At 66.6% G+C, this 14,008-nt stretch carries 13 protein-coding genes; 7 read left to right on the forward strand and 6 right to left on the reverse strand.

Features of this window, described 5'->3' with window-relative positions:
- Nucleotides 1-57: 57 nt before the first annotated feature.
- The 4 genes from OG716_RS28755 to OG716_RS28770 are packed head-to-tail and all read left to right on the forward strand — an operon-like array spanning nt 58 to nt 3,643.
- Nucleotides 58-981: a Zn-ribbon domain-containing OB-fold protein gene (locus OG716_RS28755; protein ID WP_405139963.1), complete on the forward strand. Its 924-nt coding sequence runs from the start codon at nt 58-60 to the stop codon at nt 979-981.
- Nucleotides 982-993: 12 nt separating this feature from the next.
- Nucleotides 994-2,070 carry a thiolase domain-containing protein gene (locus tag OG716_RS28760; protein ID WP_405133714.1) on the forward strand — a complete coding sequence of 359 codons (1,077 nt, stop codon included), beginning with the start codon at nt 994-996 and terminating at the stop codon, nt 2,068-2,070.
- On the forward strand, nt 2,067-3,233 hold the full coding sequence (locus OG716_RS28765) for a thiolase domain-containing protein (RefSeq protein ID WP_355123963.1): 1,167 nt from the start codon (nt 2,067-2,069) through the stop codon (nt 3,231-3,233). The genes OG716_RS28760 and OG716_RS28765 overlap by 4 nt, the downstream gene beginning before the upstream one ends.
- The gene (locus tag OG716_RS28770; protein WP_405133715.1) at nt 3,230-3,643 is read left to right on the forward strand and encodes a nuclear transport factor 2 family protein; all 414 of its coding nucleotides are present in this window, start codon (nt 3,230-3,232) and stop codon (nt 3,641-3,643) included. The genes OG716_RS28765 and OG716_RS28770 overlap by 4 nt, the downstream gene beginning before the upstream one ends.
- A 211-nt stretch (nt 3,644-3,854) precedes the next feature.
- Here the strand turns inward: OG716_RS28770 and OG716_RS28775 are convergent, their stop codons facing one another.
- Nucleotides 3,855-5,063 (reverse strand): cytochrome P450, encoded by a 1,209-nt coding sequence (locus tag OG716_RS28775; RefSeq protein ID WP_355124837.1) that lies wholly within the window; start codon nt 5,061-5,063, stop codon nt 3,855-3,857.
- A 197-nt stretch (nt 5,064-5,260) separates the two neighbouring features.
- Between OG716_RS28775 and OG716_RS28780 the strand changes: the two genes are divergently transcribed.
- Both OG716_RS28780 and OG716_RS28785 read left to right on the forward strand, forming a co-directional pair.
- Nucleotides 5,261-6,427, forward strand: coding sequence for a steroid 3-ketoacyl-CoA thiolase (locus OG716_RS28780; protein ID WP_355123960.1), 1,167 nt, complete (start codon nt 5,261-5,263; stop codon nt 6,425-6,427).
- A gap of 361 nt (nt 6,428-6,788) precedes the next feature.
- Nucleotides 6,789-7,205 (forward strand): helix-turn-helix domain-containing protein, encoded by a 417-nt coding sequence (locus OG716_RS28785; RefSeq protein WP_011207048.1) that lies wholly within the window; start codon nt 6,789-6,791, stop codon nt 7,203-7,205.
- 709 nt (nt 7,206-7,914) lie between these two features.
- Here the strand turns inward: OG716_RS28785 and OG716_RS28790 are convergent.
- The 5 genes from OG716_RS28790 to OG716_RS28810 all read right to left on the reverse strand — a co-directional run bounded on the left by OG716_RS28790 (nt 7,915) and on the right by OG716_RS28810 (nt 13,158).
- Nucleotides 7,915-8,949, reverse strand: a complete 1,035-nt coding sequence (locus OG716_RS28790) for a hypothetical protein (RefSeq protein WP_405133716.1) — start codon at nt 8,947-8,949, stop codon at nt 7,915-7,917.
- A gap of 73 nt (nt 8,950-9,022) precedes the next feature.
- Entirely contained in the window at nt 9,023-9,532 is a 510-nt protein-coding gene (locus tag OG716_RS28795) for an ImmA/IrrE family metallo-endopeptidase (RefSeq protein ID WP_405133717.1), read from the reverse strand.
- Between the two features lie 10 nt (nt 9,533-9,542).
- Nucleotides 9,543-10,862, reverse strand: coding sequence for a hypothetical protein (locus OG716_RS28800; protein ID WP_405133718.1), 1,320 nt, complete (start codon nt 10,860-10,862; stop codon nt 9,543-9,545).
- A gap of 545 nt (nt 10,863-11,407) precedes the next feature.
- A complete protein-coding gene (locus OG716_RS28805) occupies nt 11,408-12,319 on the reverse strand; it encodes an SDR family oxidoreductase (protein ID WP_405133719.1) in 912 nt (303 codons plus the stop codon).
- 44 nt (nt 12,320-12,363) lie between these two features.
- Nucleotides 12,364-13,158 carry an SDR family oxidoreductase gene (locus OG716_RS28810; protein ID WP_405133720.1) on the reverse strand — a complete coding sequence of 265 codons (795 nt, stop codon included), beginning with the start codon at nt 13,156-13,158 and terminating at the stop codon, nt 12,364-12,366.
- Nucleotides 13,159-13,225: 67 nt separating this feature from the next.
- On the opposite strand from OG716_RS28810, the gene OG716_RS28815 reads away from it, so the two are divergent.
- Nucleotides 13,226-14,005, forward strand: coding sequence for an enoyl-CoA hydratase family protein (locus tag OG716_RS28815; protein ID WP_405133721.1), 780 nt, complete (start codon nt 13,226-13,228; stop codon nt 14,003-14,005).
- Nucleotides 14,006-14,008: the final 3 nt, after the last annotated feature.

Consider the following 14,008-nt stretch of genomic DNA (forward strand, 5'->3'; position numbering starts at 1 on the left):
GTTCTACTCGATCTCGTGACTCTGGGGAACACCGAAGTACTCGCCGCACCGCTGCGGATGAAGTTCGATTACACCCGCTCCACCGGACCGACCATCGGACGCTTCCTCACCGGGCTGCGTTCCGGGCGGGTCGTCGGGGTGCGGGGCTCCGATGGGCGCGTGATCGTGCCGCCCGCGGAATTCGATCCGATCACCGCGGAACCGCTGACCGAATTCGTCGACGTGGCCGATGTGGGCACCGTGCAGTCGTGGAGCTGGGTGGCCGAACCGCTGCCCGGGCAGCCCTTCGACCGCCCGTTCGCCTACGCGCTCATCAAACTCGACGGCGCGGACACCGCGATCCTGCACGCCGTGGATGTGGCCGCACCGGCCGATATTTCCACCGGCCTGCGGGTGCGCGTCCGCTGGGCCGCCGAGCGCACCGGCGACATCCATGACATCGCCTGCTTCGAACCGGGCGAAACATCCGATGCGCCTGCCGAATCCGATGATTCGGACGCACCGGTGACCGGCATCGTGACGCCCGTCGATCTGTCCTTCAAGCACACCGCCTCACCGCAGGAGACCCAATTCCTGAAGGCGATCCTGGAGGGCAAACTGCTCGGTGCGCGCGCGGAATCCGATGGGAAGGTGTACTTCCCGCCGCGTGGCGCCGATCCGCGGGACGGTTCGCCGACCGAGGACTATGTCGAGGTCGCCGATACCGGCATCGTCACCACCTTCTGCATCGTGAACGTGCCGTTCCTGGGCCAGCGCCTCAAGCCCCCGTACGTCGCCGCGTACGTGCTGCTGGACGGCACCGATATCCCGTTCCTGCACCTGGTGCTCGGCGTGGATGCCAGCGAGGTGCGGATGGGCATGAAGGTCAAGGCCGTCTGGAAGCCGCGTGAGGAGTGGGGTCTGGGGCTGGCCAATATCGACCACTTCGAGCCCACCGGCGAGCCCGATGCCACGTACGAGTCCTTCTCGCACCACCTGTAAAGGCTGACAACGTTGAGCAACGCAACTGAGATCGCGGTGGTGGGTTTCGCCCACGCACCGCATGTGCCGGAGACCTTCGGCACCACCAATGGCGTGGAGATGCTCGCGCCCTGCTTCCACGAGCTGTACGACAAGCTCGGCATCAAGCAGACCGATATCGACTTCTGGTGCTCGGGCTCCTCCGATTACCTTGCCGGGCGCGCCTTCTCGTTCATCTCGGCCATCGACGCCATCGGCGCGGTGCCGCCGATCAACGAATCGCATGTGGAGATGGACGCGGCCTGGGCGCTGTACGAGGCGTGGGTCAAGCTGCGCTCCGGGCAGGCCGAGACCGCGCTGGTCTACGGCTTCGGCAAGGCGTCGGCCGGTGTGCTGCGCCAGGTGCTGACCCTGCAGACCGATCCCTACCTGGTCGCGCCGCTGGGCCCGGATTCGGTGTCCATGGCGGGCCTGCAGGCCCGTGCCGGTCTGGACGCCGGACGCTGGACCGAGCGGGATATGGCCGAGGTCGCCGCGCGCAGCGCCGCCAATGCCGCCGCCCGTGGCGGCAGCGCCACCGCGCGCACCGAGTCGGATATCGAAAAGCTGCTGGCCGCAGAGTATGTGGCCGATCCGTTCCGCTCCCATGACATCGCTCCCATCACCGATGGCGCGGCCGCGATCGTGCTGGCCGTCGGCGACCGGGCGCGCGAACTGTGTGAGCGCCCGGCCTGGCTCACCGGCATCGCGCACTACATCGACACCCCGATCCTGGGTGCGCGCGATCTCACCGTCTCGCAGTCCGCCTCTCGTGCCGCGAAGGCAGCGATCGGCAGCAGCACAGGCGATTTCGATCTCGCCGAATTGCATGCGCAGTTCAGCCACGAAGAACTCATCCTCGCGCAGGCGCTGGGCCTGAGCGGCTCCACCCGGATCAACTCGTCGGGCGGCCCGCTGTCCGGCAACCCCATGTTCTCGGCCGGCCTGGAGCGCATCGGCTTCGCCGCCACCGAAATCATCAATGGCACCGCGAATCGCGCACTGGCACATGCCAGTAGCGGTCCCGCGCTGCAGCAGAACCTGGTCGCCACCCTGGAGGCACGCTCATGACTAACCCTGCCGCCGTACTCGGCACCGGTCAGACTCATCACGTGACCAAACGGTCCGATGTGTCGATGGCGGGGATGTGCCGCGAGGCCATCGACCGGGCGCTCATCGACTCCGGTCTGACCATGGCCGATATCGACGCCGTGGTGATCGGCAAGGCGCCGGACTTCTTCGAGGGCTCCATGATGCCGGAGCTGTTCCTCGCGGATGCGCTGGGCGCCACCGGAAAACCGCTGCTGCGCGTGCATACGGCCGGTTCGGTCGGCGGGTCCACCGCCGTGGTCGCCGCCAGCCATGTGCAGGCCGGTGTGCACGGCAAGGTGCTCGCCATCTCCTGGGAGAAGCAGTCGGAGTCGAACGCCATGTGGGCGCTGTCGAATCCGGTGCCCTTCACCATGCCGGTCGGCGCGGGCGCGGGCGGCTACTTCGCCCCGCACGTGCGCGCCTACATCCGCCGCGCCAACGCGCCCCTGCACATCGGGGCCATGGTCGCGGTGAAGGATCGCCGCAATGGCGCGCGCAATCCGTACGCGCATCTCAAGCAGGCCGATATCACCATGGAATCGGTGATGGCGTCCCAAATGCTGTGGGACCCCATTCGTTTCGACGAGACCTGCCCGTCCTCGGACGGCGCCTGCGCCATCGTGATCGGTGACGAAGCCGCGGCCAAGGCCGTGGAGGCCACCGGCAAGAAGGTGGCCTGGATCCACGGCACCGCCATGCGCACCGAACCGCTCGCCTACGCCGGGCGCGATCAGGTGAATCCCAAAGCCGGACAGGCCGCCGCCGCAGCACTGTGGAAGCAGGCCGGGATCACCAATCCGCTGGAAGAGATCGACGCGGCCGAAATCTACGTCCCCTTCTCGTGGTTCGAGCCCATGTGGCTGGAGAACCTCGGCTTCATGCCGGAGGGCGAGGGCTGGAAGCTCACCGATGCGGGCGAAACCGCCATCGGCGGAAAGCTTCCCGTCAATCCGTCCGGTGGCGTGCTGTCCTCCAATCCGATCGGCGCCTCGGGCATGATCCGCTTCGCCGAGGCCGCCAAGCAGGTCATGGGCCGGGCCGGCGACTACCAGGTGGAGAACGCGCGCAAGGCCTTCGGCCATGCGTACGGCGGTGGCTCGCAGTACTTCTCGATGTGGGTGGTCGGGAGTGAGCAGCCGTGAGTGACGAACAGCATCCGGCACGGGTAGCCGGGCGCGCCTCGCAGGCCGCGGTGCGCGCCAAGGACAAGGACGCGTGGGTGGCGCTGTTCGCCGCCGACGGCATTGTCGAGGATCCCGTCGGGCCGTCGTTCTTCGATCCCGAAGGCAAGGGTCACCGCGGCGCGGAAGCCATTGCGGCGTTCTGGGACAAGGCGATCGCGCAGACCGACTCCATCGAATTCCTCTTCGACGACTCGTTCGCCTGTGGCAGTGAGGTGGTCTATCCGGGCCGCATCCGCACCACCATGGGTGGCCAGATCATCGATGCCGAGGGCGTTTTCACCTACCGGGTGAACGAGAGCGGTCAGATTCTGGCGCTGCGCGCCTTCTGGGAAGTCGAACGTGCCATGGGGACAATGAAACCCGCGTAGCCGCGGACGACATACCGGGCCGAACAAAAGAGGAGCGGGAGACTGGAATCCAGTCTCCCGCTCCTCTTATCGCCAGGGGCGACAACTGATTTCGTAAGGTCGGGGTAACTCACCGGGTACGGGCGAACCGTCCCCGGCCCCAACCGCCAGCGTCCGACGCAACCGCGCCACCACCCAGGTCAGGCCCAAGGTTCCGGAGAGGCGGCACAGCTCAGTGCTGCACGGGGCAGCCGCCGCCCTTCGTGCCGTAGTCGACCTGGAACGACTTGACGCCGTTCAGCCAACCGGAGCGCAGTCGCTGCGGGTCACCGAGTCGGGTGATGTCGGGCATGTAGTCGGCGATCGCATTGAAGATGATCTCGACCTCGAGCCGGGCCAGGTTCGCGCCGATGCAGTAGTGCGCGCCGGTGCCGCCGAAGGACAGGTGCGGGTTCGGATCGCGCAGGATATTGAAGGTGTGCGGATCCTCGAACACCTCCTCGTCGAAATTGGCGGACCGATAGGACATCACGACCCGCTGGCCCTTCTTGATCAGCACGCCGCCGACCTCGACATCCGCCAGTGCGGTCCGCTGGAAGCTGCTGACCGGGGTGGCCCAGCGAATGACCTCGTCCGCCATGGTCTTCGGCCGCTGCGCCTTGAAAAGCTCCCACTGGTCCGGGTTTTCCAGGAACGCGACCATGCCGTGCGTGGTGGCATTGCGGGTGGTCTCGTTGCCGGCGACGGCCAGCACCATGACGAAGAACCCGAACTCCTCGGGCAGCAGCGATTCGCCGTCGACGTCGGCATTGATCAGCTCGGTCACGATATCGTCGGCCGGGCAGGCGCGGCGGGCCTCGGCCATCTGGTACGCGTAGCCGAGGATCTCGGTGGAGGCGACCACCGGATCGGCGTCACTGTCCGGATCGTCGTAGCTGGTCATCTCGTTCGACCACTTGAAGAGCTTCATGCGGTCTTCCTGCGGCACACCGATCAGTTCCGCGATCGCCTGCAGCGGCAGCTCGGCGGCCACCTGCTCGACGAAATCACCGGATCCGGTGGCCACGGCCGCCTTGACGATGGCTTCGGCCCTGGCGGTCAGTTCGGCGCGCAGGCCGTTGATCACGCGCGGGGTGAAACCCTTGGCGATGACCTTGCGCAGCTTGGTGTGCTCGGGGGCGTCCTTGTTCAGCATCACGAACCGCTGCAGTTCGATCTGCTCGCGGGTGATGTCATCGTTGAACCGCGGGATGGCGGTGTTCTCCCAGACGGAGAACACGTCGTCGCGGCGCGAGATGGTCTTGACGTCGGCATGCTTGTTGATCACCCAGAAGCCGTCGTCCTGGAAGCCGCCTGTTTCGGGGGACTTGGCGTTCCACCAGATGGGCGCGGCGGCGCGCAGTTCGGCGAGTTCCGCGTCGGGCACTCCCTTCTGCCACATTTCCGGGTCCGTGACGTCGAAACCGTGCGGCACGTTCGGCCGGGCTTGGGTGTCAACCACCAGCTGTCTCCTTTGACTAACTGAAACACGTTCTACCTATATTCAAGCACAGGCGGTAAGACTAGGGAAGGAACCAAAATTGTCTTACATTACCTGTAGAGAACTTGTTCCAGTTCTGATCCGGAAGGAATGACATCGTGGGTACCCCCGTCATCGTCGAGGCCGCACGTACACCCATCGGCAAGCGCAACGGCTGGCTGGCCGGACTGCACGCCGCGGAGCTCTTGGGCGAAGCACAGAAGGGACTGCTCGCGCGGACCCCGCTGGATCCGGCCCTGGTCGAACAGGTCATCGGCGGCTGCGTGATGCAGGTCGGCGAGCAGTCCAACAACGTCACCCGCACCGCGTGGCTGCACGCCGGACTGCCGTGGCAGACCGGTGCGGTCACCATCGACAATCAGTGCGGTTCGGCGCAGCAGGCCGCGGGTCTGGTCGCCGGCCTCATTTCCACCGGCGCCATCGAGGCCGGACTGGCCTGCGGCCTGGAGTCCATGAGCCATGTTCCGTTGGGCGCCAACGTCGGAACGCACGCCGGGCCGCGCCGTCCGGCGTCGTGGGATATCGATATGCCCAACCAGTTCGAGGCGGCCGAGCGAATTGCCAAGCGGCGCGGCATTACTCGCGACGACGTCGACGAGTGGGGCGAGCGCTCGCAGCGGCTGGCCGCGCAGGCGTGGGAGCAGGGCCGGTTCGACCGCGAGGTGCTGACCATCAAGGGCGCCCCGCAGGTCGACAAGGAAGGCAATCTCACCGGCGAGGTCGCGGACATCAGCCGCGATCAGGGTCTGCGCGCGACCACCCGCGAGGGCCTGCTGAAGCTGAAGCCGGTGCTGGAGGGCGGAATTCACACCGCCGGTACTTCCTCGCAGATTTCCGACGGCGCCTCGGCCGTGCTGCTCATGGACGAAAATGCCGCGCTGCGTGAGGGTTTGCGCCCGCGCGCCCGCATCGTGGCGCAGTGCCTGGTCGGCGGCGAGCCCGAATTCCACCTGGACGGTCCGGTGCAGGCCTGCCAGCGACTGCTGGAGCGCAGCGGGATGAGCATCGGCGATATCGACTTGTTCGAGATCAATGAAGCTTTCGCGTCCGTGGTGCTGTCGTGGGCGTCGGTGCACAAGCCCGATCTGGATCGCGTGAACGTCAACGGCGGCGCGATCGCCATCGGACATCCGGTGGGCAGCACCGGAACCCGGCTCATCACAACGGCTTTGCACGAGCTCGAAAGGTCCGGCAAGCAGACCGCCATGATCCTCATGTGCTGCGGCGGCGCGCTCGCGACGGGCACCATCATCGAGCGGATCTAGGTCACTTCAATCATTTTCGGCCTAGGTTGAACGTTCATCCCACTTGTCGCGAAACGTGGCGTACGCCACACAAACTCCGCTACAGACAAGAAGATGAGACGTCAGCTATCTTAGGGTTACCGACGGCCCGTCGGGGAAGACCTTCGCGACGGGCCAGAACCGGGACTCTTAAGCCCTCCGCAAGAACGGTGGCGCTGGCCCGCAAACACCCAAGCCACGGCCGGTTCACCGGATCACCGCCTAGAAGCTTCAAGGAAATCGCGGATCAGGCGTAGGTTTTCAGTTACTGAGCCGCTAATATCAATGATACGTATCCGAGATAACGACTGTTAGTACAGCGAAGGGAATTGGGCGGCTCACAATGGCTGATTTCGCGGCGCGGCTGAACAAGCTGTTCGAAACCGTGCATCCCCCGGGGCGAAAGCCGCACACCAACGCAGAGGTGGCGGCCGCATTGACGGCCTCCGGCCATCCGATCTCGAAACCGTATCTCTCGCAGTTGCGGTCGGGACAGCGCACGAACCCCTCAGATGAGACGGTGGCTGCGCTGGCAAAGTTCTTCAAGGTCAAACCGGACTACTTCTTCAACGACATCTACGCAGCCAAGATCGACCATGATCTCGAGCTGTTGTCCCAGCTGCAGGGCTATGGACTCCGTCGTCTGTCGAGTAGGGCGTTCGATCTCTCCGAGGAATCTCAGAACCTCCTCACCTCCATGGCGGAGAAGTTGCGGGCCAGCGAAGGGCTGCCCGAAATTCCTCCTGACGGCACGGAATAGGTCCTGATTCGAGGCATCACGGTGTGGCCGACTCGGAGGTCGCATCGTGCTGGTTCGTCTCAGGACTGATCCCTGCCCGACCAGGTACTGCAGGTGCCTGGCCCCGGTGTGGTGAACGGCGCTGCTTGCAGGGCAGCGCCACTCACCGCTGAGCCATGCGGCTCGGATGAAGAGTGTTGCACCGGTCTCAGCATGCTGAGGCCATGTGGCGTAGACCCCTGCGCTGGTGCGTTATGCACAAACCTGGCGTTACTCGACCCGGTTCGACCCGGACCTTGATCGCCTCGTTATGTGCACTATGTCGTTTTGTGTGATGTGAGCGTTTCGCCCTCAATGCACCATCTGCGACAAGTGCCCTATTGTGCTGTGTGCACAATAAATATGGTCCCGTGCACAAAGTCAGTTGTGTCGAGTACACAGGAAGTGCGCAAATCGGTCGCGGCATTGTGCCGACCGCCATGGCAATGCGTCCAACTAAGGCATGCCAAAGTAAAGCGCAACCCAAGTAAGTCTTTCTGTAGACACAAATAAGACATTGGCTCAACTAAGCCATAGACCCGGCGATCGCATGGGTCCGATCACAATGCGGGTAACTCCGATTAGCGCGCCGTGTGTACTCCGGCCGACGCTCTCCGGTACTCCTGGCCAGCACCGGGTGAACTTCCAGCCCGGACAGTGTGAACTTCGACTAGTAGAGCATCCAGCCCGGCTAGCGCTGCGCGGCGCTGCGGCCCACGGGCGCTGCGGTATTCGCGGCGCCGGCATCGAAGGCGCGGGCGATGGCCTGGACCCAGCCCCGCGGACCGACTCCCGGCGGCGGTGCGATCCAGCGGCCGTCGATCACTACGTCGCCGAAGGGATTTCGGGCCCACTCGGCCACCTTGACCGCGCGTTCGGCCACCGCATCCGGCGGAGTTCCGGCGCCGGGCAGTTCCATACCGCCGCCGGACTGCAGATACATGGCATCCATGATCTGGGCGACCTGATCGGAAGCTTTGAGCTGTGTGGCGGTTCCGCTCTGATCCTTCGAGACCACCTCGGGAAAACGGGCGATCAGGACACGATGCAAAGTGCGAATCTGCTTGAGCAGCAGCCGGGCTCGCGCCCACAGCTCGATCACGATCCAGACCGCGCCGACGGCCACGAGCAGGCTCGCGAGCTGCCAGACCGGCCAGAACCAGTCCCCCGCATCCGGCTTCGCCATCGCTTCGTGCCGGAAACCGCGAAATGCCGACAGTACGGCGAGCACGCCGACCACCAGGGTGCCCGCGGTGTAGAGCGCGATACCGCGGCCGAGTGCGGTCCAATCCAGGTTCCGCACACCGGTGATCACGATGAACAGGCATTCCAGTGCCACCGCGATCCAGCCGAAGGTGATCGACCACAGCAGGGTGAGCGCCATGGCGACCGCGCCGACCGCATAGATCGCCCATGCGACATGGCGCAGATTCCGGCGCGACACCACCGGCCAGGCGGCGGCCGCGACCACCGAGGTGGAATTGCCGAACAGAATCCACGAGGCGGTGGTCAGGCGATCGGAGAACCAGTCGCCGTGCACGCCGTTCGGCAGCAGATGATCCACTGCCACAGCGACTTCCGGAATGCAGACGGTGGCGGCGAGCGCCACCGACGCGACGGCGATGACGATCGCGACGCGAGAAGTGGTGGCGGGCTTCACCAGCACCCGGCCGACCCGGGCCCCGGCGGCCATCCAAATCAACAGGGCAGTCAGCCAGAAGGTCATGCGGTGCCCTCTCTCGGATGCCCGAGGGGCCCTACGTGGTTACGCAAGCTGCCTCCTCCGGGCCCTGACTCGGTCATCCGAGCGCCTCATCGAATCGAAGTACCGAGACGCCTGCGCCCCGGCTGTTGAATACGCGCAGGCGGGTCATGAGCATGCTGGCGAAGGTCTCCGCCTCCCACTCGCACTGCTCGTCCTCGCCGAGATCAACGGCCTGGTGCGCACGCTGACTGAGCATGTAGGCGATGAGATCGTCGCTGGCCTCCAGCACCACCTCGGTCGCCGCCTCACCCGGATGGTCGAAAACGATATGCCCCAACTCGTGTGCGAGCGTGTGATCGCGGCTCGGCAGCGCCGAGGCCAGCACGATCACATCCTTGTCCGGATAGGAACGGCGCTGACCGCAGACGCCGGGACCCAATTGGGCGCTGGCGATCTCGATCATCCGGCAACGCTCCGCGGAAATGGCGAGTACCACCTCGTCGAGGCTGGTGGCGTCGAAATCCGCGGCCACCGCGCACACCGCGTCCACCGCCGCAGCCACCCGCCGGTAGGACCCGATGCTATGTGCCCGGCTCTCCGTCATCTCGGTCCCCTCATACCCTCGGTCCGAAGAACAGGGCGCGCGCGGCGTCGACCCGCGCCTGCGCCGCCGAAGCGCCCTGGAAGCTCACCGCGCCGGAGCCCGCGCCCGCCAGGGTGAGTGCGATCAATCCGCCGATCACCGACAGCATTTTCACCGGCGGCAGCGGGGTATTGGCCGACGTCGGCCGCACCTCCGGGTTCGGTTGTGCCAGAACGGGTGCCGGAGCCGGCGCAGGCGGCGGCGCGGGCGCCGGCGGGGCCTCGGGAGCGGGGGCCGGCGGCGCGGGCGCGACCACCGGCGCGATGGCGGGCAGTGGCACATCCGGCACCGACGGGATCTGCAGCGGCACCGGCGGCACCGCGGGGGCGGCCGGGCTCGGCGGCGGAATCAGCAGGAGCAGCAGCGGTGAGGCACAGACTCCGGCGGAACCGACCGCGGCCGAGCCGACCGCCGCGGAACCCGCTGCGGCAGAACCGGCGGCGGCGGAACCCGATGCCGCCGAACCACCGCCTACCGAACCGGCTCCGGCGGAACCCGCACCGGCCGAACCGATTCCGGCCGAACCGGCGCCCGCCGAACCGGCAGCGGCGGAACCGGCACCGGCGGAACCGGCTCCGGAACTGCCACCGACCGTGGAGCCCAGTGCGGCCGAACCGATTCCGGCGGAGCCGACGGCGGCGGAACCGGTGCAGAGCGCGCCCAGACCGGCGGAGCCGACGGCGGCGGAGCCAACGGCCGCCGAACCGACTGCGGCGGAGCCTGTTCCGAGAAGTGTGGCGAGCAGCGTCGCGCCGGTGCCGATACCGGCGGAACCTACCGCCGCGGAACCGAGGCCGAGTGCGGAGCCGGTCCCGGCGCCTGCGGATCCGACTGCCGCGGAACCTGTTCCGAGTGCCGCGGAACCGGTCGCCAGTCCGGCGGAACCGGTGCCGAGCACCGCGGAACCGGTGCCCGCGCCCGCGGAGCCGACCGCGGCCGAACCTGCGCCCAACGCAGCCGAACCGGTGCCGCCGAGCAGAATGCCGAGGCCGGTCGCGCCCGCTCCGGCCGAGCCGGCCGCGGCGGATCCGGCGCCTGCCGAACCGACGGCGGCCGAACCGGTGCCGAGACCGAGGATCGCGGCCAGCAGATCAGGCGGCCCGGCAACGGGATTCGCCGGTGCGGTCACGGCGACAGGTGCGGGAGCTCCGACGGTGGGCTGTGCGCCCGTGCCCGGCGCGGGGTCGAGATCGATGCCCGTCTGCGCCTGGGCGGGGATCGGCCCGAGCAGCGCGGAACCGGTGACGGCGCCGACAACCGCCGCCAAGCGCAATGCACGACCAAAGATCATGCGACAGCCATCCCCTCATCGATACTGCGCAGTCTGCGTGCCCCAAACCGTGTGGAGCAATTCACATCGGTCCCGACTGCCCTGATTGCCGGACCTTTGCGGAACGCGGTCATCGTACCGGCCACCACCTCACCCCGCACAACTCCGTACGCCATTAGGGGATTCAACAAACCGTACGCCTGCCGTATAGCCCCTGTACCGAATATCAGCAAGTGGGACAGCACTTTTGGCAGACTCTGCCAACCTGCAATCCCCGCCTCACCCCCGGAACAAGGCCAAGGTGAGCCATCCTCAGCCACCCAACAGCGACATTTCAGACCAATAAGACAGCTACCGTTCCGCCTCCCCGGAAATTCAGGCCGGACCCAGGCGGGCCAACAGTTACGTTGGCCGCCGGCGGTGAGGTGGGGGCAAGTTAGCTCGTCCCCCACGAGTTACCCCGATCGGCGCGAGATCAGTTGTCGCCTCGCTGAACGACAATCGCCGGCACTCCCGTGGGAGTGCCGGCGATGTGGGTGTTGCCGTGTATTTGATCTTGTTAGTTCTTACGCGCCGTAGACCGGCTCCGGGGTGGTGGCCTGCGAAAGCAGGTCGCGGACCACCGAGCCCAGCTCAGCCGGCTCCCAGCGGGCGCCGCGGTCGGTGGAGACGCCGTGCCGCCAGCCGTCGGCGACCGTCACCTTGCCGCCCTCGACCTCGAACATGCGGCCGGTGACACCGGCGGAATCGGCGCTGCCCAGCCAGACCACCAGGGGTGAGACATTTTCCGGGGCCATGGCGTCGAAGCCGTCCTCGGGGGCGGCCATCATATCGGCGAAGACCGTTTCGGTCATGCGGGTGCGGGCGGCCGGGGCGATGGCGTTCACGGTGATGCCGTAACGCGCGAATTCGGCCGAGGCGGTGAGGGTCAGGCCCGCGATGCCGGACTTCGCGGCGGAGTAGTTGCCCTGGCCGACCGAGCCGAGCAGGCCGGCGCCCGAGCTGGTGTTGATGATGCGGGCCTCGGGCTGACGGCCGGCCTTGGACTCGTTGCGCCAGTAGTCGGCGGCATGGCGCATCGGGGCGAAGTGGCCCTTCAGATGCACCTTGATCACGGCGTCCCACTCGTCCTCGGCGAGGTTGACCAGCATGCGGTCGCGGACGATACCGGCATTGTTGACCAGCACATCCAGTCGGCCGAAGGTCTCGATCGCGGTGGCGACAAGACGGCGCGCGCCCTCCCAGTCGGAGACGTCGTCACCGTTCACCACGGCTTCGCCGCCGTCGGCACGGATCTCCTCGACGACGCGGGCGGCGCCGGAATCGGCACTCGGTGCACCGTTGAGCTCGGCGCCCAGATCGTTCACCACGACCTTGGCTCCGGCGGCGGCGAACGCCAGCGCGTGCGCGCGGCCGATGCCCTGGCCCGCTCCGGTCACGATGACGACGCGGCCGTCGCAGATCTTGTTGTCGGTCATATCGATTACCTCGCTGGGTGAGTGAAAAGGGGGAAGGGGTCCGGCTAGTGGCCGGAGACGGCGGGGACGTCGGCGGTGGAGGCCTGCAGGAAGGCCGGCTTCTCGCCGCCGCCGTGCACCAGCAGCGAACCACCGGTGATGTAGGAGGCCAGCGGCGAAGCGAGGAAGACCGCGGTACGGCCGATGTCCTCGGGAGCGGCCATGCGCTGCATGGGAACCGTGCTGCTCACCGCGGCAATGCCGTCATCGTCGCCGTAGTGCAGGTGCGAGGACTCGGTATTGACCAGGCCGACGATGACCGAGTTGAGCCGGACCTTCGGCGCCCACTCCACCGAAAGCGAGGAAACCAGGCTGTCCACACCGGCTTTCGCGGCACCATAGGCGGCGGTGCCGGGCGAGGCGCGGTGGCCCGAGACGCTGGAGATCATCACGATCGAGCCGCCATCGTCCTGCTTTTGCATGACCTCATTGGCGACCTGCGAGACCAGCAGCGGAGCGAGCAGATTCAACTGAATGATCTTGGAGTGGAAGTTCGGGCTGGCATCGGCTGCCAGGGCGAACGGTGCACCGCCCGCATTGTTGACCACGGTGTCGAGCCGCCCGTACTTCGCCACGATCGAATCGACGAGTTCGCGCACCGAATCCGGGTCGCGCACATCGCAGGGCAGGAAGTCGATGCCTCGCCCATTGCTCTCGACGGGGATGTCGGCGGGCCGGCGGGCACAGGCCACCACGGTCGCGCCGGCGTCCAGGAATACCCGGCTGATACCGGCCCCGACTCCGCGGACGCCGCCGGTGACCAGGACGACCGAGCCGGAGAGGTTCACTTCGATTGCCACCGTGCTAACCTACCAAGCACTTGCTTGTTTTGCCAACGATGGGCAGCTCCAACTCAAAGGAGGCGCGATGGGAATCATCCGTCACACCGAAACCGAAGGCGTGGAAGTCGTCACTGTCGACTACCCGCCGGTCAACGCTCTGCCCTCCGACGGATGGTTCGCGCTCGCCGATGCCGTGACCGCGGCCGGCCGCAACCCGGAGACCAAGGTCGTCGTGCTGCGCGCCGAGGGCCGGGGCTTCAACGCCGGTGTGGATATCAAGGAGATGAACGCGGATACCGGGCATACCGCCCTCATTCGCGCGAACCACGGCTGCTTCGCCGCCTTCGCCGCGGTCTACGACTGTGAAGTACCGGTCGTCACCGCCGTCAACGGCTTCTGCCTCGGCGGCGGCATCGGCCTGGTCGGCAATTCCGATGTCATCATCGCCTCCGACGACGCGACCTTCGGCCTCCCCGAGGTCGACCGCGGCGCGCTCGGTGCGGCCACCCACCTGTCCCGCCTGGTCCCCCAGCACCTGATGCGGACCATGTTCTACACCGCGGGCACGCTCACCGCACAGCAGCTGCACCACTACGGTTCGGTGTTCAAGGTCGTGCCGCGGCCCGAACTCGACGCTGCCGCAATGGAAGTCGCCAAGAACATCGCCAACAAGGACGGCCGCGTCATTCGCGCCGCCAAGAAGGCGCTCAACGGCATCGACGTGCAGGACGTGCACAAGTCCTACCGGTTCGAGCAGGGCTTCACCATGGAGCTCAATCTCGCCGGTGTGGCCGATGAGATTCGCGCCCGGTTCGATGACGACCTGGCTGCGCAGAAAAAATCAGCACAGCAGAAGGGGGCGTAAGAA

The organism is Nocardia sp. NBC_01388 (genome assembly GCF_045040085.1).
In the GTDB taxonomy this organism is placed as follows: Bacteria; Actinomycetota; Actinomycetes; order Mycobacteriales; family Mycobacteriaceae; genus Nocardia.